The 22,018-nt window shown below is 55.9% G+C and carries 24 protein-coding genes and 1 pseudogene; 14 read left to right on the plus strand and 11 right to left on the minus strand.

All coding sequences use genetic code 11. From position 1 onward, the window contains the following. The first annotated feature begins 229 nt into the window (after positions 1–229). The 3 genes and pseudogenes from ACZ3HG_RS02995 to arsC all read left to right on the plus strand — a co-directional run bounded on the left by ACZ3HG_RS02995 (position 230) and on the right by arsC (position 1,390). Positions 230–712, plus strand: a complete 483-nt coding sequence (locus ACZ3HG_RS02995; RefSeq protein WP_465332564.1) for an Hcp family type VI secretion system effector — start codon at positions 230–232, stop codon at positions 710–712. A 59-nt stretch (positions 713–771) separates the two neighbouring features. Continuing rightward, positions 772–909: pseudogene (locus ACZ3HG_RS03000) on the plus strand (arylsulfatase regulator); the annotation flags it as partial. Positions 910–964: 55 nt separating this feature from the next. After that, positions 965–1,390 carry a glutaredoxin-dependent arsenate reductase gene (gene arsC, locus ACZ3HG_RS03005; protein WP_465331782.1) on the plus strand — a complete coding sequence of 142 codons (426 nt, stop codon included), beginning with the start codon at positions 965–967 and terminating at the stop codon, positions 1,388–1,390. A 147-nt stretch (positions 1,391–1,537) separates the two neighbouring features. On the opposite strand, the gene ACZ3HG_RS03010 is transcribed toward arsC, so the two are convergent. After that, a complete protein-coding gene (locus tag ACZ3HG_RS03010; RefSeq protein WP_465331784.1) occupies positions 1,538–1,966 on the minus strand; it encodes a hypothetical protein in 429 nt (142 codons plus the stop codon). 169 nt (positions 1,967–2,135) lie between these two features. Here ACZ3HG_RS03010 and ACZ3HG_RS03015 point away from each other — a divergent pair, with 169 nt between their 5' ends. Further along, positions 2,136–2,666: a hypothetical protein gene (locus ACZ3HG_RS03015; RefSeq protein ID WP_191932371.1), complete on the plus strand. Its 531-nt coding sequence runs from the start codon at positions 2,136–2,138 to the stop codon at positions 2,664–2,666. Between the two features lie 112 nt (positions 2,667–2,778). On the opposite strand, the gene ACZ3HG_RS03020 is transcribed toward ACZ3HG_RS03015, so the two are convergent. After that, positions 2,779–3,024, minus strand: a complete 246-nt coding sequence (locus ACZ3HG_RS03020) for a YmjA family protein (protein WP_062743265.1) — start codon at positions 3,022–3,024, stop codon at positions 2,779–2,781. Between the two features lie 169 nt (positions 3,025–3,193). On the opposite strand from ACZ3HG_RS03020, the gene ACZ3HG_RS03025 reads away from it, so the two are divergent. The 3 genes from ACZ3HG_RS03025 to ACZ3HG_RS03035 all read left to right on the plus strand — a co-directional run bounded on the left by ACZ3HG_RS03025 (position 3,194) and on the right by ACZ3HG_RS03035 (position 7,000). After that, entirely contained in the window at positions 3,194–4,309 is a 1,116-nt protein-coding gene (locus ACZ3HG_RS03025) for a metallophosphoesterase (protein ID WP_465332566.1), read from the plus strand. Between the two features lie 202 nt (positions 4,310–4,511). Then, positions 4,512–5,717, plus strand: coding sequence for an MFS transporter (locus ACZ3HG_RS03030; protein ID WP_191932372.1), 1,206 nt, complete (start codon positions 4,512–4,514; stop codon positions 5,715–5,717). Between the two features lie 170 nt (positions 5,718–5,887). Beyond that, complete coding sequence (locus ACZ3HG_RS03035) at positions 5,888–7,000, plus strand: glycosyltransferase family 9 protein (RefSeq protein WP_465331787.1); 1,113 nt, start codon at positions 5,888–5,890, stop codon at positions 6,998–7,000. A 20-nt stretch (positions 7,001–7,020) separates the two neighbouring features. On the opposite strand, the gene ACZ3HG_RS03040 is transcribed toward ACZ3HG_RS03035, so the two are convergent. Both ACZ3HG_RS03040 and ACZ3HG_RS03045 read right to left on the minus strand, forming a co-directional pair. Further along, on the minus strand, positions 7,021–7,770 hold the full coding sequence (locus ACZ3HG_RS03040) for a hypothetical protein (RefSeq protein WP_465331789.1): 750 nt from the start codon (positions 7,768–7,770) through the stop codon (positions 7,021–7,023). A gap of 56 nt (positions 7,771–7,826) precedes the next feature. Continuing rightward, on the minus strand, positions 7,827–8,762 hold the full coding sequence (locus ACZ3HG_RS03045; protein ID WP_465331790.1) for a LysR family transcriptional regulator: 936 nt from the start codon (positions 8,760–8,762) through the stop codon (positions 7,827–7,829). Between the two features lie 157 nt (positions 8,763–8,919). On the opposite strand from ACZ3HG_RS03045, the gene ACZ3HG_RS03050 reads away from it, so the two are divergent. Then, a complete protein-coding gene (locus ACZ3HG_RS03050; RefSeq protein WP_187509148.1) occupies positions 8,920–9,906 on the plus strand; it encodes an aldo/keto reductase in 987 nt (328 codons plus the stop codon). A gap of 16 nt (positions 9,907–9,922) precedes the next feature. On the opposite strand, the gene ACZ3HG_RS03055 is transcribed toward ACZ3HG_RS03050, so the two are convergent. Together ACZ3HG_RS03055 and ACZ3HG_RS03060 are read right to left on the minus strand one after the other, a co-directional pair. Further along, positions 9,923–10,342 (minus strand): GFA family protein, encoded by a 420-nt coding sequence (locus tag ACZ3HG_RS03055; RefSeq protein WP_191933092.1) that lies wholly within the window; start codon positions 10,340–10,342, stop codon positions 9,923–9,925. 73 nt (positions 10,343–10,415) lie between these two features. Further along, a complete protein-coding gene (locus tag ACZ3HG_RS03060; RefSeq protein ID WP_191932376.1) occupies positions 10,416–10,952 on the minus strand; it encodes a cytochrome b/b6 domain-containing protein in 537 nt (178 codons plus the stop codon). 100 nt (positions 10,953–11,052) lie between these two features. On the opposite strand from ACZ3HG_RS03060, the gene ACZ3HG_RS03065 reads away from it, so the two are divergent. Both ACZ3HG_RS03065 and ACZ3HG_RS03070 read left to right on the plus strand, forming a co-directional pair. Continuing rightward, positions 11,053–11,265, plus strand: a complete 213-nt coding sequence (locus ACZ3HG_RS03065; protein ID WP_062743257.1) for a hypothetical protein — start codon at positions 11,053–11,055, stop codon at positions 11,263–11,265. A 20-nt stretch (positions 11,266–11,285) separates the two neighbouring features. Then, entirely contained in the window at positions 11,286–11,723 is a 438-nt protein-coding gene (locus ACZ3HG_RS03070; protein WP_191932377.1) for a GNAT family N-acetyltransferase, read from the plus strand. A gap of 14 nt (positions 11,724–11,737) precedes the next feature. Here ACZ3HG_RS03070 and ACZ3HG_RS03075 read toward each other — a convergent pair whose 3' ends face one another. From ACZ3HG_RS03075 to ACZ3HG_RS03085, 3 genes are read right to left on the minus strand one after another with little or no spacing between them, the layout of a single operon-like run. Beyond that, the gene (locus ACZ3HG_RS03075; protein WP_191932378.1) at positions 11,738–12,553 is read right to left on the minus strand and encodes a carbohydrate ABC transporter permease; all 816 of its coding nucleotides are present in this window, start codon (positions 12,551–12,553) and stop codon (positions 11,738–11,740) included. A 2-nt stretch (positions 12,554–12,555) separates the two neighbouring features. Beyond that, positions 12,556–13,425: a carbohydrate ABC transporter permease gene (locus tag ACZ3HG_RS03080; protein ID WP_191932379.1), complete on the minus strand. Its 870-nt coding sequence runs from the start codon at positions 13,423–13,425 to the stop codon at positions 12,556–12,558. Between the two features lie 60 nt (positions 13,426–13,485). Continuing rightward, complete coding sequence (locus ACZ3HG_RS03085) at positions 13,486–14,829, minus strand: ABC transporter substrate-binding protein (protein WP_465331795.1); 1,344 nt, start codon at positions 14,827–14,829, stop codon at positions 13,486–13,488. A 530-nt stretch (positions 14,830–15,359) separates the two neighbouring features. Here ACZ3HG_RS03085 and ACZ3HG_RS03090 point away from each other — a divergent pair. Both ACZ3HG_RS03090 and ACZ3HG_RS03095 read left to right on the plus strand, forming a co-directional pair. Then, the gene (locus tag ACZ3HG_RS03090; protein WP_465331797.1) at positions 15,360–15,959 is read left to right on the plus strand and encodes a GNAT family N-acetyltransferase; all 600 of its coding nucleotides are present in this window, start codon (positions 15,360–15,362) and stop codon (positions 15,957–15,959) included. 12 nt (positions 15,960–15,971) lie between these two features. Continuing rightward, positions 15,972–17,063, plus strand: coding sequence for an ABC transporter ATP-binding protein (locus ACZ3HG_RS03095; protein ID WP_191932382.1), 1,092 nt, complete (start codon positions 15,972–15,974; stop codon positions 17,061–17,063). Between the two features lie 71 nt (positions 17,064–17,134). On the opposite strand, the gene ACZ3HG_RS03100 is transcribed toward ACZ3HG_RS03095, so the two are convergent. Both ACZ3HG_RS03100 and ACZ3HG_RS03105 read right to left on the minus strand, forming a co-directional pair. Further along, positions 17,135–18,256: an ROK family transcriptional regulator gene (locus ACZ3HG_RS03100; RefSeq protein WP_191932383.1), complete on the minus strand. Its 1,122-nt coding sequence runs from the start codon at positions 18,254–18,256 to the stop codon at positions 17,135–17,137. Beyond that, the gene (locus tag ACZ3HG_RS03105; protein WP_191932384.1) at positions 18,253–19,143 is read right to left on the minus strand and encodes a BadF/BadG/BcrA/BcrD ATPase family protein; all 891 of its coding nucleotides are present in this window, start codon (positions 19,141–19,143) and stop codon (positions 18,253–18,255) included. Before ACZ3HG_RS03105 ends, ACZ3HG_RS03100 begins: the two co-directional genes overlap by 4 nt. Before the next feature lie 287 nt (positions 19,144–19,430). Here ACZ3HG_RS03105 and ACZ3HG_RS03110 point away from each other — a divergent pair, with 287 nt between their 5' ends. Together ACZ3HG_RS03110 and ACZ3HG_RS03115 are read left to right on the plus strand one after the other, a co-directional pair. Further along, complete coding sequence (locus ACZ3HG_RS03110) at positions 19,431–20,579, plus strand: Gfo/Idh/MocA family protein (RefSeq protein ID WP_191935874.1); 1,149 nt, start codon at positions 19,431–19,433, stop codon at positions 20,577–20,579. A gap of 213 nt (positions 20,580–20,792) precedes the next feature. Then, a complete protein-coding gene (locus ACZ3HG_RS03115; protein ID WP_465331800.1) occupies positions 20,793–22,001 on the plus strand; it encodes a diguanylate phosphodiesterase in 1,209 nt (402 codons plus the stop codon). The last annotated feature ends 17 nt before the right edge of the window (positions 22,002–22,018 follow it).

Genomic DNA, 22,018 nt, shown 5'->3' on the forward strand with positions numbered 1-22,018 from the left:
CCGCACGAACTCAGATTCGATTAGGGGTAAATGCGTCATACAAACCTGCCGTTGTTTAAACGATGCTGTTAAAATATACAGATATGAAATATTATATCTGTATGGCTATGTTTAGAGGGATCTAACATGTTACAACCGGTTCAACTTTTTAAACTACTGGCTGACGATACGCGCTCAACTATCCATTCAGCGGTTTGGCTGAATTATTTTCCGTTTCGCGTCCGACTGTATATCGGACGCTTTCCCGTGTTTATGGCTTGAAGATGAAAACGGATCGCCGATTATTGGCAGTTGTTTAATGCCCCTGCGTTTGGGTTCCATCGAATTAAAATCATTTTCACATGGTGTAACCATTCCAGTAGATCCCAGCTGGGGAAAACTCACCGGAACGCGCGTTCATAGCCCGATCACGATAGTGAAAGAATTTGACCAAACCACACCTATTCTGTATCGCGCCATATGTGAAGGCCGCACACTGAAAAAAGCAACGATGAAAATGTACCGAATACTGGAATCGGGCATTGAATCTGAATATTTCAATATCGTCCTGGAAAACGTCAAAATTACGACGATTTCTCCTTACCTTGCCCCTAATGGCATGAGCAGCACCCATCTTGAAACACTCGAATTGCGTTATGAGGCGATTACCTGGAAATATACGGAAGGAAATATTAACTATCGTGATTCTTGGAACGATCGCTGTTGTGCCTGATAACGAAGGAAATCAGAGGAGATATCTCCTTCCTCTGACGCTACTACTGAGGAGAGAATATGGTCAATTTAACCGCGGAACAGCGACAGCTGGCGAAGATAATTCATGATTATGCCTACCGGTTTCCCCTGACAGAAAATGGCGATGCTCAGTTATTGCAAGGCTGTTATGACTATATCGATGCCTTTAAACGGGTTCACGCTGGCTGCACTGGCGCTTCGTCTGTCTTTCAATTAGAGCGAGGATACTGATATGAGCAACATCACTATTTACCATAATCCGGACTGCGGCACGTCACGCAATACCCTTGAGCTGATCCGCAACAGCGGTAAAGAGCCGACCGTTATTCATTATCTTGAGACACCCCCTTCACGAGATGAACTGGTCAAACTCATTGCGGATATGGGCATTTCGGTACGGGCGCTGCTGCGTAAGAATGTCGACCCTTTTGAAGCGTTAGGGCTGGCGGAAGATCGCTTTACTGACGATCAGTTAATCGACTTTATGTTGCAGCATCCTGTTCTGATCAATCGCCCCATCGTGCTGACGCCGCTGGGTACCCGGCTATGCCGCCCTTCTGACGTCGTGCTGAATATTCTTCCTGATGCACAGAAAGGCGCGTTCACGAAAGAGGACGGTGAGAGAGTGGTTGATGAACAAGGTCAGCGGCTGAACTAAACGCGTTCTGGTGACGAAGGGTGAGAGAACCCGCCCTTTTATATCTAATAAAATCCGTGTTAACAAAGCATCCTGCGGTTTTCACGGGACTATATTTACCACTATCGCCGTTCGCGCGGATATTTTGCCTACTGAGTAATGGGAAAATTAATCACATGTGATCAGTTTAATCTGGCCATTTTGGGCATAGGTTTCCACAAAGTCAGGTTGCGCCACCCAGACGCGTTTCTGCTGATCTTTATCAAAGAAACCATACCAGCGAAATACGCCTTCCCTGCCCTTAAAGGTCATATCCGCTATTTTTGCTGTTTTACTAAAGTTGTCCCAGTTAAGCGTCATGCCTCCCGTGCCAAGATCGAGCGTCTTATCCAGGAAGAACCCAATCTTATTAGCGTCAATACGTTTCGTATGAACCGATATTACTATCTGATTTTCATTGACCACTAACGGATGGCTTTGTTGATCAACTGGCAGTGAAAATCCCTCGTCATCACAGCGTGTTTTCCATTCGATGGCATGAGATTGAGCAGAAGAGGTGAATGACGTTAAAACAATAATGGCAGCAATAAATCTCATGTAAATATCCCTGTTATCAATACTATTCGGTGATGCAGCGACAAGGGCTATTTACTGAAGCACCCGTGCCGGTCTGACATAACGTGCTACAATCCTGTACGTTTCCCCCTGTGAGGTCGTCAGCACGGGACGGTTTTCCGGGACTGAATCACAGAGAATCACATCACCGATGAAATTACTGCCTCTCCTGGCCACGCTGGCCGTTATAACACTGTCCCTGACTACCTGCATGACGCACAAGGAAGATCATCTTTTACGCAAACCGCTGCACCTCACCGTGCGCGTAGAGGATGAGAACGGTGGGCCGCTGACCCCTACGGCGATAAAAGTTTACCAGCTCGTGCCTGGCCCCGACCGGTTTTTCTGCCTCAGCATTCCGTCACTGGGCGGCGGTGGCAAGAATTGTGGCACCTCGAATAAAGAGTCTATTTATAAGGGCGAATTCCCCGCCAGCGGCTCACTCGGCTTTACCGCGTTGTATCTGACCGGCCTGTATATTGAAGTTGCCGAAACCTGTGATAACACAGTCCCCAACGCCCGGCGGCGCTATTTTAAACTGACGTTAGATACGGGGTCGCTGATGGACGGTCAGACGATCACGGTGAAACCCATTGATAATGCCCAAATGGGATCTGTCATTCAATATAAGCCCTGCACGACCCCGATGCCTTCCCGGGGCGAATGGGAGGATTTTTACTGAGACCTCACTTCCCTGCTCTGCCGGTGACCCGATGATAGCGGGCAGAGAAACGTGCCACGTGATGAAGGTGATGTGAATGCCCGAGTGAAATTCACATCACCGGCATCAGCGGCTACTCATTGCCCCATTGATTCAGGAACGTGGCGATTTCATCAATCCGTTCCGCGTCAATACCGGCTTCACTGGCGATCTCTTTCTGTGTATCCTCACCAATTTCTTCGCCGTCCATCAGGCGGGTGATCAGCAGCTGGAAATAGTGTGCCAGCGGTGTGCGATCGGCTTCCTGCACCGGCTGGGTGGTTTCCGTCGAGTACTCATCTACGATGTCATAAAATTTCAGGGGTACGTCATTACTCATCAGTCGCTCTCCAGGGTTAATCTCTGATTCAGTAAGAAGTGTACTGTGTAATGGCCTCTGATCTGACACCTTTTTCACGTTTTCGTCGTCACAGGTTAACCGTCAGTCGATAAAATCCGCTGTTTTCATTTTTTTTGCGTAAGTACGCACTTTTGTTAGGGAAATAATGATGTTTCACCTTATTTTCAGTCTCCCCGCCTGGTATGTCATTGGGCGGTTTATCGTTCCGCTGTCCCTGCCCCTGGCGTTAAAAATCATCCTGTCGCTGCTGGCTCTGCTGGCCACCCAGTACCTGTTAGTCAGCCGTTTTACCTCTGGCAGTGTTTTTGCCCCGGAGATGCCGCGAACGCTGATTATCCTGTTTAACTGGGCCTTCAGTGTCGTGCTGTTCCTTGCATTCATACAGATCGTGATTGATGCGGTGACGCTGATCTCAATGCTGGTCAGGCATCCGCTGACCATCGTCCCGGGCGTGCGCTACCTGGCTGCCATACTGGCCATCGGCCTGGCCACCTACGGCGTGCAGCAGGCCATCCGCGTGCCGGCTCTGAAGGATGTCACCATCCCGGTTGCCAATCTGCCGGAAGAGTTTGAAGGTTATCAGCTTCTGCAGTTAACGGATTTACATATCACCCGGCTGTTTAATGCCCGCTGGACTGCGGAATTAGTGAAGCGGGCCACGGCACTGAACGTGGATCTGATTGTGGTGACCGGGGACGTGATTGACGGTACGCTGGAAAACCGCAGGCAGGACGTGGCACCGTTACGGGGATTACAGGCCCCCGACGGTGTCCTGGCGATCACCGGCAACCATGAGTATTTTTTTGAGCAGGAAGCCTGGACGGCGCATCTGGCCACGCTGGGGCTGCATCCCCTGCTCAACCGCCATACTGTTATTACTCGCGGCAGCGCAAAGCTGGTGATCGCCGGGTTGACGGACGCCTCCGCGTCCGCGCGGGGGGCTGAAGGGTCAGATCTGAGCAAGGCACTGGCCGGAGCACCGGACAACGCGCCGGTGGTGTTACTTGACCATCAGCCGCGAAATGCCCGCCAGAATGCAACGCAGGGGGTGGATATTCAGCTTTCCGGGCATACGCACGGCGGTTTGATCCTGGGGTTTGACCGCCTGTTTGCCGCGCCCAACGGCGGTTTTGTGTCCGGCCTGTACAAAGTCGACGGCATGCAGCTGTACGTGAACAACGGAACCGGGCTCTGGCCGGGGATGGCGGTACGCTTAGGACGCCCCTCGGAACTGACCCGTATCACCCTGACGCGCAAAAAATAATGGCGCTTCTGCTCACGTCAGCGGCGTGGGCAGAAACAGCGGATCGCGGTGTCCCTATTCCCCACCACAATAAGAAGTTTCTGTAGCATTTTGTCTTATTAACACCTTGATAAACGTTGCTTTAACGACACAAAAAATCCTGCGTAACCGCGTAGAGTAACAGGACTTGTTGTTAATATTTTGATGGAAGAATGTGAACTAAATGAAAGGAATGCCGCCGCTTATTCTTGCCCTGCTTGCAGGCTCCCTGGTGCTGACCATCGGTCGTGGTGTCACGCTGCCATTCCTGACTATTTATCTGACTGAGCACTATCATCTGCTGCCTGAAAGCGTCGGTCTCATCATGGGGGCGAGCGTGGCCATCGGCATCTTCAGCAGTCTTTACGGCGGTTATCTGGTTGACAGGTTCAGTCACCGTAAGCTGATTGGTTTTTCAGTCAGCCTGTTTGCACTCAGCTTTTTTTTACTGCCGCTGTTGCCGGAAGTGGGCAGCGTGGTGATGGTCATCGCCCTGCTCAATGCCTCATACGCCCTTCTGAGTATTACCATTAAGGCCTGCATTGCCGCCTGGCTGCCAGTGGAAAAACGGGTCAAAGCCTTTTCAATGAACTACACGCTGATCAATGTCGGCTGGGCCGTGGGGTCCTCGCTTGGCGTCTGGCTGGCTGGTTTTGATCCCCGTCTGCCGTTTATGATTTCCGGCACGCTGGCGCTGGGAACTGTTATCACCCTGATGGTGGGATTACGCCATATTCCTGACCGCCCGGAACGTCATGATATCGAGCTGAAGCCGCTGGAAAAACCCGGTCTGCGCCAGACGTTTTCTATCCTGCTCAAAGACCGCTGTCTGGTCTGGTTTACGCTGGGCAGCACCTGCGGGTCGATTGTCTTCGGGCAGTTCACCGGTTATCTGTCGCAGTACCTGATCATTATCGCCGATGCCGCTTATGCCTATAAAGTGATTGGTGCCATCATGATCACTAACGCGACGATTGTGATTGCCTTTCAGTACGTGATGAGCAGCGGTATGAAGCAGGATAACCTGTTCAAATGGCTATTTTTCGGCACGCTGTTCTTTATTCTCGGTCTGGCCGGATTTATGCTGGCCGGCCCGTCGGTGCTGCTGTGGATGCTGGCGATGGTCATTTTCAGCTTTGGCGAACTGATCGTCATCCCGGTGGAGTATATGTTTATCGATTTCATTGCGCCCGACCATATGAAAGGCAGTTACTACGGAATGCAGAATCTGAGTAATATCGGCGGTGCGATTAACCCCGTACTGTGCGGTTTTTTACTCAGTTTTACCCCACCGCCGGTGATGTTTATTGCCCTGATTGGTTTTTCTGTTGCCGGTCTGGTGTTCTTCCGTATGGGGCACCGGCGGGCAGTACGGGGTACGGCAGCCTGAAGGGGCCGGGCCTGCTGACGCCGGAACAAACACAACGTGCGAAAAGGGGCTGGTAGTGTTGAAGGGGGGCCGGAGCAATATTACCTTACAGGCCCCGCTTCGGGGCCGTTATAATCAGCGGCCTGTTTGGTCATAAGGGATGACTATTTTCGCAGGGAGCGTGTCGTAATATGTCATTACTGTCCGGGCTGAGGCACTTTGCCTATTCTTTTTACGACTACCCAGCAGCTGCAATAAACACTGACACTGTTTCCCTTGCCGTTATTCATATTCCCGACCAGATCGGGGATGCGATGTCCATATTCCCACTTATCCGTTCGCTGGAGTATCACCGCATCGATCGCCTGATCATCGTGGCTTCGCGACTCAACAGACCCGTCTTCGACGCCCTCACGCTCAGGCACACAACGCTGACCGTTATCAGTATGCCCTGTCAGGACGAGGCAACGTATCAGGACATTAAGGCGGTAGCCGGGAAAATAAGAAAGGAATACGGCGTACCGGATCTCTGCATTGAGGCTATGCGTAAAAAGAACTTCAAAACCATGCTCTTTATCAGCCGGTTAAGGGCAAAAACAAATTTACAGGCCGTGGGCTTAACGATGAAGTGTTATTCACCTTTGTGTCAGATAGCCTCCCGAATGGATCAAGTTTTCCGTGCGCCCGTGCCCATGACCTGGTCAGTGCTGATGAGAGAAGCGGGTTTTCCGTCAGTCAGACCCGCGTTTGAATTTCCCCTCAGTGATCATGTGCTGGACGAAGTGAGTCAGGAAACCCGGCAGTTTGATCCGTATATTGCCCTTAATCTGGACGGAAGCGTAGCGGAGCGCACCTTCTCGCTGGCCACGGCAATAAAGCTGATTGCGCGGATTACCGGTGAAACAAAAATGCCTGTAGTGATTGTTCACGGCCCTGACGGCTGCGATAAAGCGACCGCATTAACCCGGCTTTATAACCGTGTACACCGTATTTCACTCCCCCCGTCGATTGCACGCTCGGCGGCAGTGATAAAAAACGCGACCTTTGCCATCACGCCGGATACATCTGTTCTGCATATGGCCAGCGCCTATAATATTCCGGCTATCGCCGTTTATGCCAATTACAAGACGCGCTGGCCTGCGATGCAGGATATTTCAGAAGCCATTGTGGTCGGCAGTCAGATTGATAATATCGATCTTGATGAATTCCGATCGGTATTAAGGCGACTGTTAGCCAGAGCCGGGCAGCGCTTTACCCCGGAGCATCAGGATACGGTGACGCTGCCCCTGCCACACGCGCGTTAACGCGACGTTTTCGGCCATGATTACTGCGCTGACGTATCGGGTTGGAAGGGATAGGCTGTCTTCTCCGTTACGCCGACGGTAATGGCCGATTTATCAGTAAAGGAAGGCCAGTCCGAGGCTTTGGTGATAAATTTCCAGCTGTAATACTCCCTGCCCTCGTCTGTAAACTGCAGGGTAAGAATGCGCCAGCTTTCATCATGACAGTGCGATTTTTTGGCATAATCTTCCTCAGAAAAACAGGCCCGGATCATCTCCCGTGAGGAAAAAGGAACATTACTGAATGCGGTCTGAACCCCCCCGTCAGCATTCAGCATCAGAAAGTCGGCATACGCTTCTTCCCGCCCGCCGCCGGAGTACCCCGTTGACCAGGTGGATACCAGCGCCACCGCCTGTTTTGTCTGGCTCAGAGGATAGAGTGCCGGAAACAGAGCAACCTCACTGCGGGTCAGCTCGCCGTCATCGCTGTTATCGCGGCTTTCGTGGTGGCTAAAGTCCCAGCGGCCATCCATCACCCATTCGCCATTCGCCCTGTTCATTCTGATTAATGTGGGCCCCGGGCTGGTTAAGTAAACGGCTCTCCCGTCCCCTTTTTCCCGCCAGAGCGTTGACTCCGCCGGGCATCCGCTCTTTATCGCCTGACAGACCTCATGATACTGCTCACTCTGTTTTTTTATGGCAATCAGAGGAACCGGTTTCAGCGCGGCGGGTGTCGCGTTGGCCATAGCGGAAAACGATGTCAGGGTGAGAAGCACGGCCAGGATAGTGTTCATTGTTATCTGCCTGATAGTCATTAGGGTTATAGACAAAGAGGGGTATCGGACCGGTACTATTCCTGCAGCGTGACGCTCGGAATCGCGGGCAAGGGTTGCAGGCCATTGCCGGTACGAATGATATTCACCAATTCTCTCAGCGCAGGATGCACATACCGGCGGCTGCTGTAATAAATGTTAAAGGGGTCACCGTGCGCAGCGTGTGCCGGCAAGGTACTGACCAGCGTCCCTTCTGCCAGCTCCTGCTTTATACGGGACTCGAGCACGTAAGTTAAGCCCATACCTGCCTTTGCCGCCGATATCGAGGTGGCCGTATCCTTCAGCGTGATTAAGCCGGGCACACTGAGGCTGTAAGTGCCGTCCGGGCCAGCAAACTCCCAGCGAAAGTAAGCGTTATCGCCCAGCAGTAGCTGAATACAGTGATGGCCGGCCAGGTCGGCAGGCGTCTGTGGCGTTCCGCGGCGTCGGAGGTAATCAGGGGAACCGGCCACTATCCACCGCTGCGGCCCGGTCAGCGGTACGGCAACCATATCCTCCGGCACCAGATGGCCGTAGCGCATGCCTGCGTCAAATCCTCCGGCGGTGATATCCACCGGCCGGTCTTCCACGACGATGGTTAAGCGCACCTGCGGGCACTGCGCGGCAAATTCAGGCAGCGCAGGCGCAATAAGCTGATGCGCCGCATCCGCAAAGACATTCAACCTCAGCACACCAAAGCTGCCCCGGCCGGGGGCATTCAGGGTTTCCAGCGCGGCGGCGATGGCGTCAAACCCCCCTGCCAGCTTTTCGGCCAGGTCCTGGCCCAGCGCAGTAGAAGAGACCGCTCTGCTGGTTCTGTTCAGCAGGCGTGCGCCTAAGCGGGTCTCCAGCCGCCGTATCGCATGGCTCACCGCTGATGATGATAACCCGCGCTCAATACCGGCCAGCTTAAAGCTGCGGCAGCGCAGCACCGTCAGAAAAATTTGCAGGTCGGCAAAATCAACACGTTCCATAGAAAGGTGAACCAGGTTAACTGTCAGGATGAATGGCATTCATCTTTTAGCACGGGTTATCCCCCGGCGTAAACGTTAAGCTGATGAAATGATTCAGGCGGCGACGCGCGTACGCACGCGCTCACCCGCGTTACCTAACCGTATGAAGGAAGCGATGATGAAACAGAGAATGCTTGGCAAAACAGGCCAGCGGGTCGGGGAGATCGGATTCGGTGCATGGGCAATTGGCGGCACCTGGGGTGAAGTGAGTCTGGACGATGCCCGGGAAGCCTTAAATGCTGCGCTGGATGCCGGTATGACCTTTATTGATACCGCTGATGTGTATGGTGACGGCCGCTCAGAGAAAATCATTGCTGAGGTGCTGAACCAGCGCGGAGGAGAGCGTCCGTTCGTCGCCACCAAGCTGGGCCGCCGCCTCTCCCCCCATGAGGCACAGGGTTACACTGCCCAAAATCTGAATGCTTTTATCGATCGCTCACGCGACAACCTGCAAATGGAAACCCTGGACCTGGTGCAGCTGCACTGTCCGCCAACCGAGATTTATTACACCCCGGAGGTTTTTGCAGTCATGGATGAGATGGTGGCGGCCGGGAAAATTCGCCATTACGGCGTGTCGGTGGAAAAGGTCGAGGAAGGTCTGAAGGCACTGGAATACCCCAACGTAGCCTCCATCCAGCTGATTTATAACATTTTCCGCCAGCGACCGGCCGAACTGCTGCTGCGCGAGGCGAAGCGTCGCGACGTCGGTATTATTGCCCGGGTGCCGCTCGCCTCTGGCCTGCTGACCGGCAAGATGACGGCGGCCACCACCTTCTCTGCCGACGATCACCGTACTTTTAACCGCAACGGTGAAGCTTTCGATAAAGGTGAAACTTTCTCTGGCGTCCCGTGGGATGTCGCCCTTGAGGCGGTGGAGGCGATCCGCCAGTACGTGAAGGGAGATGACACGATGGCCATGTTCGCCCTGCGCTGGATCTTAATGAATGACTGCGTCAGCGTAGTGATCCCCGGTGCAAAAAATGCCGTCCAGTCGGCAGGTAACGCCCGTGCCAGCGCGATGAGTGCCCTGCCGGACGAGACGCTGGCCGCGCTGAAACGTCTGTATGACGATAAAATTGCCCCCTGGGTGCATCAGCGCTGGTAGCCGTGTTCAGTGATGTTCAATGATCATCGGGCGGTGTGGGGGTGAAGGACAACGTGCCGGCAATGCCGCCTGCTCCGCCATCTTTCGGGTGGTTGATGCCATCCGTGACGTTAACCGAGGCAAAGTCAAAGGGGGAAATCCCGGCCAGGCACGCGGCATTAACCCCGTACTGCTGCGGATTTGATCGGCTCTGATGGAAGGTATAAATACCGCACACAGCGCAGAAATAGTGTGCCACCTCCCGGCTGTTAAAACGGTACTCGGTCAGGCTCTCCTGGCCTTTGGTGATATCCAGCGCTGAGGCAAAGACCACCACGGCACCGCGCATCCGGCAAAAGGAGCAGTTACAGCGTCGGGCGGTGTTCAGCCCGTCGACCAGCGTGACGTTAAACATCACCGAACCGCAGTGGCAGCGGGCGGGCATGATATCTGGCATGGCAATTCCCCCGTAGGTTTTCGCTTCTGTGGGCTGCATATTATCAGCCACGCGGGTGACAAAAGTGTGATCTTCAGCTCGTTTTTTGCCGTGACGGCATCATCCTGATCAGGGTGTTATCGCGGAGAATATAATGGTGAGCCAGTGCTGCCAGCGCATGGATGCCAATCAGCCAGTAGCCCACAGGTGCCAGCACGGTATGCCAGTGGTTCAGGCTGGCGGAAAGCGCCGGACGGGCGGTCTGACTAAAGGGCATGGCCAGACCGTAAAGGCTCCACTCACTTCCCCAGAAGTAGCGTGACGCCAGCGCCAGGGCCGGCAGGGAAATGAATAGCGCATAGATGCAGGCATGGGTCAGATGACTCAGCGCGGTATGCCAGCGTTTCGGGGGCGGAATGATGGCCGGGGACCGCTGATGCAGCCGTATCACCAGTCGCGCCACCATCGTCAGTAAGACGGTGGCCCCGGCGGTGACGTGGGTGACGGCGATGGCGTAGCCGTGCCAGCTACCCGGCCGGGCGTAGTCGCTGATCAGAATAGAGCCATAGGCCAGTAGCAGCAGCAATACCGTCAGCCAGTGCAGAAGGATCAGAGGAAATGAAAACTTCATTTTTTAATTCACCCGCGAAATGAACAGCCCTATTCTGCCGCGCATTGTGGCAGAATAGACACCGTGACAACACCCCTTACCCCTTCTGTGAGGCAACATCATGGCCTGCCAGTCAGACTGTCCCTGCAAGAACCCGGATGCGCCAACCTATCCCGCCGGAAAAATGTTTAATGACCAACGCGGACGCGCCCTGCTGATCACCGACAAAAACGGTCGCTTTCCCGATGCCCGCTACCGGGTGCTGGATATCCGCACCGGCCACTCAGCGGAGTACAGTTACCCGGCGTTAGTCAGAAAAGAAAAAGGCCGTTAACCCGGCCAGGGAGAAATGTCATGTCTGTCAGGATACGCGTAGCCGTGCCCTCCGATGTTAACGGTTTATTTACCGTGCGCACCTCAGTGCAGGAAAATGTGATGACCCGCGAAGAAATGCAGGCTTTGGGCATTACAGAGGCGTCGGTCAGCGCCATGATAGCGGCGTCAGACTGTGCGTGGGTTGCCACGCAGGGCGAAGAAATCATCGGCTTTTCGATGATTATCCCGGAGGAAGCCTGCCTGTTTGCCGCCTTTGTTCTTCCCGGTCATCAGGGCAAAGGGATCGGCAAACGGCTGGTCAGCGTGGCGGAGGATGCGCTGTTCACCCTGCATCCCTGCGCCTGGCTGGAAACCGGAAAGCGCACCCGTGCAGCGGCGTTTTACCGCCATACCGGATGGGGGAATGAAACCGATATCGGCGACGGGGATATCCGTCTGGAAAAGCGCCGCCCCTGAAGTTATCGTCCCGGTTACTTCACTGCCCCTTCCGTCACGCCGCTGATAAATTTACGCTGGAACAGTAAGAACACCGCCATCAGCGGCAGGATCACGATCATCGCTCCTGCCATCAGCACCGGAATATCAATGGTGTTGCGGTTCTGGAACAGCATCATGCCGATAGGCAGCGTGCGCAGTTCATCTTTATTGACCAGTATCAGCGGCATCAGAAACTCATTCCACGTCCAGATAAACAGCAGCAGCGCCAGGGTGGAGAGCGTCTGTCCAATGGCTGGCACCAGCAGTCCCCAGAGGATTTTAACCCGTGATGCACCGTCCATTACCGCCGCTTCCACCAGCTCTTTCGGTACCTGCTGGAAAGCGCTGGCGATCATCAGCGTGGTGAACGGGAGCGACAGCGCAATCTGCGGGATAATCAGTGCCAGATAGGTATTGGTCAGCCCCATCCAGCGAAGCTCGTGATACAGCGGAATGATAAATGCCTCGCCGGGCAGAACCATACCCAGCGCAAACATGGCGGCGATCGCCCGCTTCCCCGGCACCTTCAGCCAGGCAAAGCCGAAGCCGGCCAGGATGCCGAGAAAGAGACTGCAGATCACGACCGGGATCACCACCAGCACGGAGTTCAGAAAGTAGACGTTAAAGTGTCCCTGCTGCCAGGCGGTGATGTAATTTTTCACGTTGAGTGAACCGGGCAAGGTGAACACGCCCTGAAACAGCTCCATCTGCGTTTTAAATGAGGTCAGCAGCGCCAGCAGAAACGGCAGGATGGTGAGCAGCGCCACCAGCCAAATCAGCGCGCGGGAACTCAGCGGCGTTTTGTTCATGATCAACGCTCCTTCAACGCCAGAAGAATCAGCCAGTTAATCAGCAGCACGATCAGCATACTGAAGACCGCAACCGAAGAGGCATAGCCAAAATAGTGCAGGTCAAAGCCCTGCTTGTACATAAAGATATTGGTCACCATTGTGGATGTCCCGGGGCCGCCCTGGGTCATGACGTACACCAGGTCGAAGGTTTTCAGGCTGGCAATGACGGTCAGCAGCAGCGCGATCCGCACTTCGGGGCGTAACCCCGGCAGCGTGATGCGCATAAACTTCTGCCGCCGTGATGACCCGTCAAGGTCGGCCGCCTCCAGCAGCGACGGATCCATGCGCTGTAGCCCCGCCATAAACAGCACCAGACAGAAGCCAAAGAAGTACCAGGTGGCCACCATCCCGACCGCCGGCAGTGCCCAGGTAAAGTCCCCCAGCCACGACAGTGCCAGATGCGGCAGGCCCACGGCGCGCAGCAGCTGGTCAATCGGGCCAAAGGCCGGGTTATACAGCCAGCGCCACACCACGCCCAGCACCGCCATCGGCATGATGTAGGGCAGGAAAAAGAGAATACGCAGCAGGCTGCGCTCGGTATTACTGCGCATATCATTCAGGAAGCTGCACAGCAGCAGGCCGATGCCGATCGGCAGCAGCGTATAGAACAGCATCAGCAGCGCATTATTGCCCAGCGCAATCCAGAATACCGGGTCGCTGAACATGCGCAGATAGTTACTGATACCGACAAACAGCGGTGATGAGGTGCCATCCCATTCCGTCAGGCTGATGCCCAGCGAGGCCAGCAGCGGCAGCAGGATAAACACGGCGTACACCAGCACGGCCGGAAGAAGATAAAGAAAGTTACGCCAGGGACTCAGATTCAACATAAACGTACTCACAGGCCAGAACGTCTTTAGGCCCGGCAGTGTACCGCCGGGCCATGCGGCTTAATGCTTCATGCTTTTCAGGTAGCGCTGATAGTTGTCGTCAAAGTTCGTCACCATCTTATCGACCGTCTGGCGGCCACCGAGCAGCAGCTGGACGTTCTGATTCAGTTCGGCGTTCATGGTCGGCGTGGCCCAGTCAACGTAGTGGCCCAGCCCGTCATGCTCATTGAGGGTTAACCACACCTGCCAGGCTTCTTTCAGCAGCACATTATCGGCAGGCACCTGCGCGTTTTTATTCGAGCTGGCTGGCAGGAAACCGGCTTTTAACCAGCGGTCAGCCATGGCGTCTGACACCATGTAGTCAATAAAGGTCGCCGCTGCATCCTGCTGGGTTTTGTCTTTTGCCGTGCTGGTCACCGAAAAGGCCAGGTCCGTACCGCCGACCATCAAAGGATGCGTGACCCCGGCACCTGCCGGCATGGCGGCAAAGTGGATATCTTTATTATCTTTAAACTGGCCAAGGTACCAGGTACCGCTGATCAGGAAGGCTGACTGACCGTTCTGGAACAGGGTGGCCGCATCATCGTTACCAATGCCCTGGAAGCCCGGGAAGAACCAGCCTTTATCATTCCAGCTTTTCAGCATCTCTCCGGCTTTGGTCAGTTTCGGATCCTTGAAGCTACCGCCCACGTCATAGATCAGATCATCAAGCGTTTTACGGTCTTTACTGTCGATCTGTGCCTGCCAGAGGGTACTCAGCATCTGCTGGCCCATATTGCCGTCCAGCAGGCCCAGCATCATCGGGGCTACACCCTGCTCTTTCAGCTTCGCCATAGCGCTTTCCAGCTCCGGCAGCGTCTTCGGTACGGCAATCCCGGCTTTATCCAGCAGGGCTTTGTTGTAGTAGAGCCCGACCATCTCACCCAGACTGGCCACGCCGTAAAGCTTACCGCTGCCGAAATCACCTTTATCAGACCAGCGGTTACGCTTGAGGATGGAGTCCGGGAAGCGCTGGGTCCAGCCGTAAGTGCTGGCATAACCGTCCAGCGGGATCAGCAGCTTATCTTTGACCAGCGAGCCCATATCCCCACCGCCCTGATTGACCTGAGCAATCTGTGGGCCGTCCCCGGCGGTTAACGCCAGCTTCAGCGGAATGCGGGTGTCTTCAAAGGAGTGCACGGAGCGGTTAATAATGATGCCCGGGTTTTTCTGGGAAAAGGCTTTAATCCCTTCATCCACGGCGGCGGTTTGCTGCGGGTAGTTGTAGATATCCCATTCATTAAGCGTGACGGCGGCATGGGCGCTTTGCGCCAGACATCCGGCCAGCGTACCCGCTGCAATCAGGCGTGAGAGCAGGCGTACGGAAGCGCGAAACTGGGACGAACGAACAGATGAATTAGACATAGTGCTCGGTTTCTCCATCACGGAATGGGCATCCCTTCATCTCGACATCTGCTCATCCCGCAGACTGACGCCACGATTATTATCGTATCTCTCAATACTTACTTTAATAGGAAAACAAAGTCAAACCCCTGTCGGGGGGAATTTCCGCACTGTGATCCGGGGCGAAAAATCAGCAGGTTGCGCAGCGGACCCGCAGGTTATCGCGCCAGAACGCTGTACCTCTGGCGATCAATCCGCTATGACTCTGCACTGCCAGCACGATGCACTGATAAAATGGTCTGAAAACTAAGCCTCTGTAAAACCATATGAAAATCATATGCCGCCGCGAATTGTCGCCACCGCACTCTCTTGTTAACTAACCAAAGCCGCAGGGCTACAGGGGTGCTGACGGCCTCTGTAACCGTTACCGGGCCATCTGGGGGCGTGCGTTCGCCCCGCTTTGTGAAGTAACGCAATTATTTCATCTTGAAAACTAAGTCGGCATTCATTAACGTTGAAATGGCTCAATGGCTGACCAACGAGAAGAGAAAATGAATAATCCCAGTAGGATCCGTGCGGCCACCCCCGCAGACTATCCGGCGCTGTACCGCATCTGTCTGCAAACCGCCCATGCCGGTCAGGACGCCACGGCGCTCTACTCTGACCCGGACTATCCCGGTCAGCGCTTTGCTGTGCCCTATGCCCGCTTTGCACCCAACTTCGCCTTTGTGCTCGACGTCGGCGGTGAAGTGATGGGTTACGTTGTGGCCGCACCGGATACGCGGGCGTTTGAGGCCCGGCTGAATGAATCATGGTGGCCTGCCTTACAAGAGCAGTACCGCCAGCGCCAGCCGGAAGCCCCGCTGGATGGCAACCTGCTGAACAGTATCCGCCATCCTGAGACCGCCGCGGAAGAGCTGGTCAGCGACTGGCCTGCCCATCTGCATATCAACCTGTTACCGGCGCAGCAGAAAGGCGGCTGGGGCCGCAAAATGATTGAGCATCAGCTGAATGCGCTGCGGGCCTCAGGGGTACGTGGGGTTCATCTGGGCGTCAGTCTGCAAAACGAGCAGGTGTGTGCTTTTTACGAGCGGATGGGCTTCCGGCCCCTGCTGCGCAGCAACGCCATTTATATGGGCCAGTTACTCTGAGTGAGGCAGCCGATGACCAGTTTGCGATTGCAGAACGTTGAAAAGTCTTACGACCATATCAGTGTGATCAAAGGCATTGATCTGACCATTAACAGCGGAGAGTTTGTGGTCTTTGTCGGGCCTTCCGGCTGCGGGAAGTCCACCCTGCTGAGGATGATTGCCGGGCTGGAGGAGATCAGCGGCGGGCAGCTGCTGATTGATGAAGAGGACATGACGCAGCGTCCGGCCACCGAACGCGGCGTGGCGATGGTTTTCCAGTCCTACGCGCTCTATCCCAATATGACGGTGCGCGGCAACCTCGCCTACCCGCTGGAGGTGGCAAAAAAACCCAAGGCAGAGATCGCCCGCGCGATTGCAGAAACCGCTGACAAACTGCACCTGACCGAATTACTCGATCGGCACCCGCGCGCCCTGTCGGGGGGCCAGCGTCAGCGGGTGGCGATTGGCCGCGCCATTATTCGTCATCCGCGTATTTTCCTCTTTGATGAGCCGCTGTCTAACCTGGATGCGGAGCTGCGCCTGCAGATGCGCATTGAGATTGCCCGCCTCCACGCTTCGCTCGGGAACACGATGATTTATGTGACCCATGACCAGCTGGAGGCGATGACGCTGGCCGATCGCATCGTGGTGCTGCGCCAGGGGCGCATTGAGCAGGTCGGGTCTCCGCTCTCCCTGTATCACGATCCGGATAATCTGTTCGTGGCGGGGTTTATTGGGTCGCCAAAAATGAACTTTATTGCCGGGGAGGTGCTGGCCTGTCGGGCCGGAGAAGTGCAGCTGCGCCTGCCGTCTTTAGGCATCGACATGCTGACGCTGCCCCTGCATTCAGACTGCCATGAGGGGCAGCGGGTGACGCTGGGCATCCGGCCCGAGCATTTCCAGCCGTTCAGCGGGGAGGGCCCGGCCGCACGTTTCAGCGCGGAGCTGACCTACAGTGAACTACTGGGGCACACCAACTATCTGTACCTGAAGACCGGCAGCGACGCCATGCTGGTGGTGGAAGAGCGCGAGGTACACGAGCGGGAGATAGGGACGCCGGTGACGTGGACGATCCCCTCTGCCCACTGTCTGCTGTTTGATGAGCAGGGGCAGCGGATCCGCTAGTCGGGCCGGGGTAAGACACCGGGCGGACCGCTCACAAAGGGGACGCCACCGCATCAGGGGACATCCGCCGGTTATACCGGCGATTCTGCCTCGTCATTGGCCCGGGCGGCCAGCAGATCCAGCAGCTTATTAATGGCAAACCCGGCGGCTCCCAGCGCCCACATGCGGCTCGACTCGGTGAGGAACTGCAGCGGCGTGGTTTGCGGCGTCAGCTTCAGACGATAGGCCTGGAAGTTAAGCGTTATATGATCGAGCAGAATACGGGATGCCATCTGCGGCTCCATCGCCAGATAGACCACGTCCGGATCGTAGGCAATGGACAGGTTGGCCAGGGAGATCCCCAGATGTCGCCCCGCTTCTTCCAGCGCTTCAAGCACTTCCGGTGTCGGATTGCTGTCCAGCGACTTCAGCGTGGCTGACGTGGATTCAGGTCCGCTGACCCGCTGAAGCACCGCCCTTGAAGAAGCCACTTCTTCCAGCAGACGTAATGACCCGTCACCCAGTAACGCATGACCAATCTCTCCGGCTTTACCGTGACGCCCGCGATAGAGCTGACGATCCAGCAGAATACCTGCGCCAATACCTTTGCCATAGGTCGCGATCACCGCCGACTGTACGTTTCCCAGTTGACCAAACACCATCGCTGCCAGGGCCATCGCGTTAGCGTCATTTTCGATAAACACCGGCAGGTCAAAGCGCGCTTCAAGCAGCTGTGCTATCGGCACGTTATCCCAGTCCAGCACGTTGGAACGGATGCAGATGCCCTGCTCCGCGTCCACCAGGCCGGACAGCGCCAGGCCGATGGCACCGACGCGTTTACCTTCCACGCCGCGCAAAAATTTTGCCAGCGCATCACTGAGCTGACGTGGGGTCATTGCCCCCGACGGGATCTGCTGTTCACTGAGCAGGTTACCGTTCAGATCGGTCATCACGATCAGGTTACGTTCAGCATTGAGCTGAATGCCTACCACGCTGGCCCGGTCAGGGTTGAGGCCCAGCAGCGTTTTTGGCCGCCCCATCGATACGCGGCGCAGGCCCAGTTCCTGAATGACCTCATGGGCCAGCAGGCGGTTAGTGGCCTGGGAAACGGTCGACATACTTAAGCCAGTCCGCACTTTCAGGTCGGACTGGCTGATGGGGGCATTTTCAACAATCAGGCGCAGAATGCGCGCGGTTACGTTTGGCGCGGTCATATATCCCTTGTTTCTGCCAGTGAGGCGTTATGGCGGGCCAGATAAAGTGCGCCCGCCAGGGCATCCTGCCGGGGAGCCACCAGCAGCGTGCGGACCGCGTCAGGCAGCCAGCGTTCAACAGGTGAGGCCAGCCCGCCCATCAGGGCAATGCGCCCGTTACTAAGGCGGTGCAGACGGCGCACCAGCAGAGCGATGTCGTCAGCAGTCTGTTGGATCAGCGCCACGGCATGAGGATCGCCAGCGTGGGCGGCGCTAAACACGTCGGGCACGACGCTGGCCCAGTCGCCCGGCGTGGCGGTGCGCGTCCAGAGTAGCATTGACTCTGCACTCTGCTGAAAGCGCGCCATCACGCTGTGAGTCAAGTCCGTTTTTGCGATGATATCTTCATGGGCCAGCAGCGCCAGACGCAGGGTCCGGCGGCCAAGGTCGGCACCTGCCCCCTGGTCTGACAGTGCGAAGCCCCAGCCGCCGAGCAGCGTAAAATGCTCCCCGTTCCAGGCCGCACCCTGGCTGCCGGTGCCGACAATCAGCACGGCACCTGGCTGGCCGTCGTGCGCCCCGGCACAGGCAATTTCAACATCGGTGATGGCCTGCACAGCGGCACAGGCAGGCCGCCAGCTGGCGAGGCGTGCCTGTACCGAGGCGACATTGGCCCCGGCCAGTCCGGCGACCAGGGCGGTTCTGGTCAGTGCATCGGGCGGCAGGCCTGCTTCTGCGATGGTCCGGGCGATAAGCTGATCTGTCCCCTGGATAGCCTGCGCGTAATCGGACCAGACATTGGCCGGTCCGCCGGTGGTTTCGGCCAGCACGCGGCCGCTGTAATCGGTTAGCCGCGCACGGCTGCGCGTGCCTCCGCCGTCAATACCGAGGAGATAGTCTGGGTGCACGCGTTTCCTCCCAATTAAGCCAGGTGAACAGAGGTGACTGTAGTGTGCGAACGATAGGTGAAAAAAACTTAAATCGCAATAACAAATAAATATGACGAAAATCATGCAATGTTAAATTGATTAAAATCAATATATTAAGATTTTTATCCCGTAAGTGTGATGGCGCGTATATTGACATTACTTTTTCTGTCGTAATAAGTTGGTGGTCAGATAATCTCCAGCTGACGCCCCTTTCGGGTCAGCTTACCGTTACCTCATGCTTCGGCATTTCCGTCAGGGGTTTTAACATGAAAGTAGGCATTATCGGTCTGGGTTTCCGCCTGTCCCATGTCGTTCACGAGTTCAGCAAAGCCGATGCGACGTTTGAACTGGCAGGCTATTACGACCCGGCCCCGGCAGGTCTGGCGAACCTCCAGAACGTTGGTATCGCTGCCGGTACGGCTTATGGCTCAGTGGACGCGCTGTTACAGCATGGCGATCTCGATTTGATCCTGGTGGGGTCGCCTAACTTCATGCACCTTGAGCATATTCGTCAGGCACTGGCGGCGGGTTATCGCGTGTTTACTGAAAAGCCGGTGGTGATTGACGAAGCGCAGACGATGGAAATGGCGAAGCTGGTACGCGAATATGGTCAGGACCGTATTCTGGTCGGGCTGGTGCTGCGTTACTCCCCCCTCTATCACGATCTGCTGGCCGCCCGGGATGCCGGCCAGCTGGGTGAAATTACCTCGATCGAAGCCACCGAGCATATTAAGCCCTATCACGGGGCATTCTTTCAGCGTGACTGGCGTCGGCTGGAGAAGTATGCCGGTCCCTATATTCTGGAAAAATGCTGCCATGATATCGATCTCTATCAGGGGCTGATCGGCGAACGTCCCGTCAGGGTGGCCAGCTTCGGTGGCCGGAAGTCATTCACTCCGCAGCATGCTCCACAGGGGGCCGTGACGGCAGACTCAGAGGTCTACCATGTAAAACCCAGTGGCTGGTCATCGACCGATGCAGTATTTGACAGCGATGCGGATATTGTCGACTACCAGACGGCAATGATTGAGTATGCCAGCGGGGCTGCCCTGTCGTTCCACGCCAACCTCAACGTCCCTGATGAGTTTCGCCGCTTTTGTGTCATCGGCACTGACGGGATGGCCGAGGGGGACTTTGTCCGCAACTATTTCCGCGTACACAACGCCCGCACCGGCGAAAAAGAAGTGGATACCGCCTACAGCGGCAATGCCTACGACGGCCACTACGGGGCCGACGCGCTGATGGCAGAAGAGATTGTCAAACACATTACCCAGGGCACGCCGCTGAAAGTATCGGTGGTGGATGCGCTGGAAGCGGGCCTGACCGCGATTAAGATTGATGAAGCCCGCAAAACCCGCCAGGTGATTGACCTGACCGATACCTGGAAACAGTTCGATGCCCACCACCAGGGGTAACCAGGAGGTGAGTTTACACCTCCCCTGATCCGGCGTATCCCCCTCGCCGGGCAGGCTGTCATAGCGCTACAGACTGGCTCGTTGTCTCCGCCGGCCACCGGGCCGGCTTTTTTACTTTCCGCATTACCCAGTGTTTTCTTGCGACCAACAATCACTCTGCGATAAATTCAACTGTAACTAACGCCCTTCTCACGTCAACCAGGTCAGGAACGCATGTTAACGACGCTTATTTACCGTAGTCGCCTGTGTCGCAGCGTCAGCGTACATTTTCTGGCCCAGCTGGCGGGAAAAGCGCAGCGCTTTAATGAAACGGTCAGCGTCACCGGTATCTTGCTGTTTGATGGTGACTATTTTTTTCAGATCCTCGAAGGCCCCGCTGAGGCCATTGACAGGGTGTATAACCGCGTACGTACCGATCCACGACACACGCAGATTGTGCAGCTGATGCGTGATTATGCCCCTGAGCGTCGGTTCGGCAGGCTGGGCATGGAGGTGATCGATATGCGCAATCTCACCTCTGAGCGGATCCTGGACAACGTCCTCAGCCGCGGCACCGCTAAATATCCGCTGAATTATGGCGACCGGGTGTTCAAATTTATCAAAACCTTTGTTACCGGACCGCGAAAGAATCACCTGTCGCTCCCCGATGACAGCGCTGAGTGGCGGTTCACCGCTGAAGCGGACGCCATGCAGAAGCGGACTTTCGCTCCTGACGGCGAACCCTGTCAGTTTGCTCTGCAGCCGGTGGTGAATCCTGGTGCCCGCAGCATCGGCTATCTGGAGGCCCTGATCCGCAGCCCGTCTGGCGGCTCCCCGGCGGATTATTTTGCCGCGCTCCCCGCGGATAAGCTGTATGAGGCGGATCTGCATGCCAAGAATGCGGCCTTTGCTCTCGCCAGTCAGCTGGATATCGGCCACGCGCAGATCGCGGTGAATCTGCGCCCCATGTCGCTGGTGCTGGTGCCTTCAGCCGTAGATATATTGCTGGAGCAGATTACGCGGCACGGGCTGGAGCCGGAACAGGTGATCGTGGAAGTGACCGAAGATGAGTTTATCTCGCGGTTTGATGAATTTGAAAAGGCTATTCACCAGCTGCGCTATGCCGGGATTGGCCTGGCGATTGATGACTTTGGTGCGGGTTTTGCCGGCCTCTCCCTGCTGGCCAGGCTGCAGCCAGAAAAACTGAAGATTGACCGCAGCCTGATTGAGTCGATTCAGACCAATGGGCCGAAACAGGCGATTGTCAGAGCCATCGTCAACTGCTGCGCATCGCTGGAGATCACCGTGGTAGCGGAAGGGGTGGAGACGGCCGCCGAGTGGCGCTGGCTGGAAGCGGCAGGGATCCACCACTTTCAGGGATATCTGTTTGCCCGGCCGCTGCTGAACGGCATCCCGGCGGTGGCCTGGCCCCATCTCAGCTGATCCGGTCAGGCCCGGTG

It is taken from the genome of Erwinia sp. PME.40.26/001 (genome assembly GCF_055556675.1).

Coding starts and splice junctions, on each gene's coding strand:
- ACZ3HG_RS03085 (WP_465331795.1), bottom strand. CDS start 14,829: ATGTCTAATTCATCTGTTCGTTCGTCCCAGTTTCGCGCTTCCGTACGC.
- ACZ3HG_RS03075 (WP_191932378.1), bottom strand. CDS start 12,553: ATGAACAAAACGCCGCTGAGTTCCCGCGCGCTGATTTGGCTGGTGGCG.
- ACZ3HG_RS03010 (WP_465331784.1), bottom strand. CDS start 1,966: ATGAGATTTATTGCTGCCATTATTGTTTTAACGTCATTCACCTCTTCT.
- ACZ3HG_RS03095 (WP_191932382.1), top strand. CDS start 15,972: ATGACCAGTTTGCGATTGCAGAACGTTGAAAAGTCTTACGACCATATC.
- ACZ3HG_RS03015 (WP_191932371.1), top strand. CDS start 2,136: ATGAAATTACTGCCTCTCCTGGCCACGCTGGCCGTTATAACACTGTCC.
- ACZ3HG_RS03110 (WP_191935874.1), top strand. CDS start 19,431: ATGAAAGTAGGCATTATCGGTCTGGGTTTCCGCCTGTCCCATGTCGTT.
- ACZ3HG_RS03025 (WP_465332566.1), top strand. CDS start 3,194: ATGTTTCACCTTATTTTCAGTCTCCCCGCCTGGTATGTCATTGGGCGG.
- ACZ3HG_RS03080 (WP_191932379.1), bottom strand. CDS start 13,425: ATGTTGAATCTGAGTCCCTGGCGTAACTTTCTTTATCTTCTTCCGGCC.
- arsC (WP_465331782.1), top strand. CDS start 965: ATGAGCAACATCACTATTTACCATAATCCGGACTGCGGCACGTCACGC.
- ACZ3HG_RS03060 (WP_191932376.1), bottom strand. CDS start 10,952: ATGAAGTTTTCATTTCCTCTGATCCTTCTGCACTGGCTGACGGTATTG.
- ACZ3HG_RS03115 (WP_465331800.1), top strand. CDS start 20,793: ATGTTAACGACGCTTATTTACCGTAGTCGCCTGTGTCGCAGCGTCAGC.
- ACZ3HG_RS03035 (WP_465331787.1), top strand. CDS start 5,888: ATGTCATTACTGTCCGGGCTGAGGCACTTTGCCTATTCTTTTTACGAC.
- ACZ3HG_RS03050 (WP_187509148.1), top strand. CDS start 8,920: ATGAAACAGAGAATGCTTGGCAAAACAGGCCAGCGGGTCGGGGAGATC.
- ACZ3HG_RS03090 (WP_465331797.1), top strand. CDS start 15,360: ATGAATAATCCCAGTAGGATCCGTGCGGCCACCCCCGCAGACTATCCG.
- ACZ3HG_RS03030 (WP_191932372.1), top strand. CDS start 4,512: ATGAAAGGAATGCCGCCGCTTATTCTTGCCCTGCTTGCAGGCTCCCTG.
- ACZ3HG_RS03045 (WP_465331790.1), bottom strand. CDS start 8,762: ATGGAACGTGTTGATTTTGCCGACCTGCAAATTTTTCTGACGGTGCTG.
- ACZ3HG_RS03070 (WP_191932377.1), top strand. CDS start 11,286: ATGTCTGTCAGGATACGCGTAGCCGTGCCCTCCGATGTTAACGGTTTA.
- ACZ3HG_RS03100 (WP_191932383.1), bottom strand. CDS start 18,256: ATGACCGCGCCAAACGTAACCGCGCGCATTCTGCGCCTGATTGTTGAA.
- ACZ3HG_RS03040 (WP_465331789.1), bottom strand. CDS start 7,770: ATGAACACTATCCTGGCCGTGCTTCTCACCCTGACATCGTTTTCCGCT.
- ACZ3HG_RS03065 (WP_062743257.1), top strand. CDS start 11,053: ATGGCCTGCCAGTCAGACTGTCCCTGCAAGAACCCGGATGCGCCAACC.
- ACZ3HG_RS03055 (WP_191933092.1), bottom strand. CDS start 10,342: ATGCCAGATATCATGCCCGCCCGCTGCCACTGCGGTTCGGTGATGTTT.
- ACZ3HG_RS03020 (WP_062743265.1), bottom strand. CDS start 3,024: ATGAGTAATGACGTACCCCTGAAATTTTATGACATCGTAGATGAGTAC.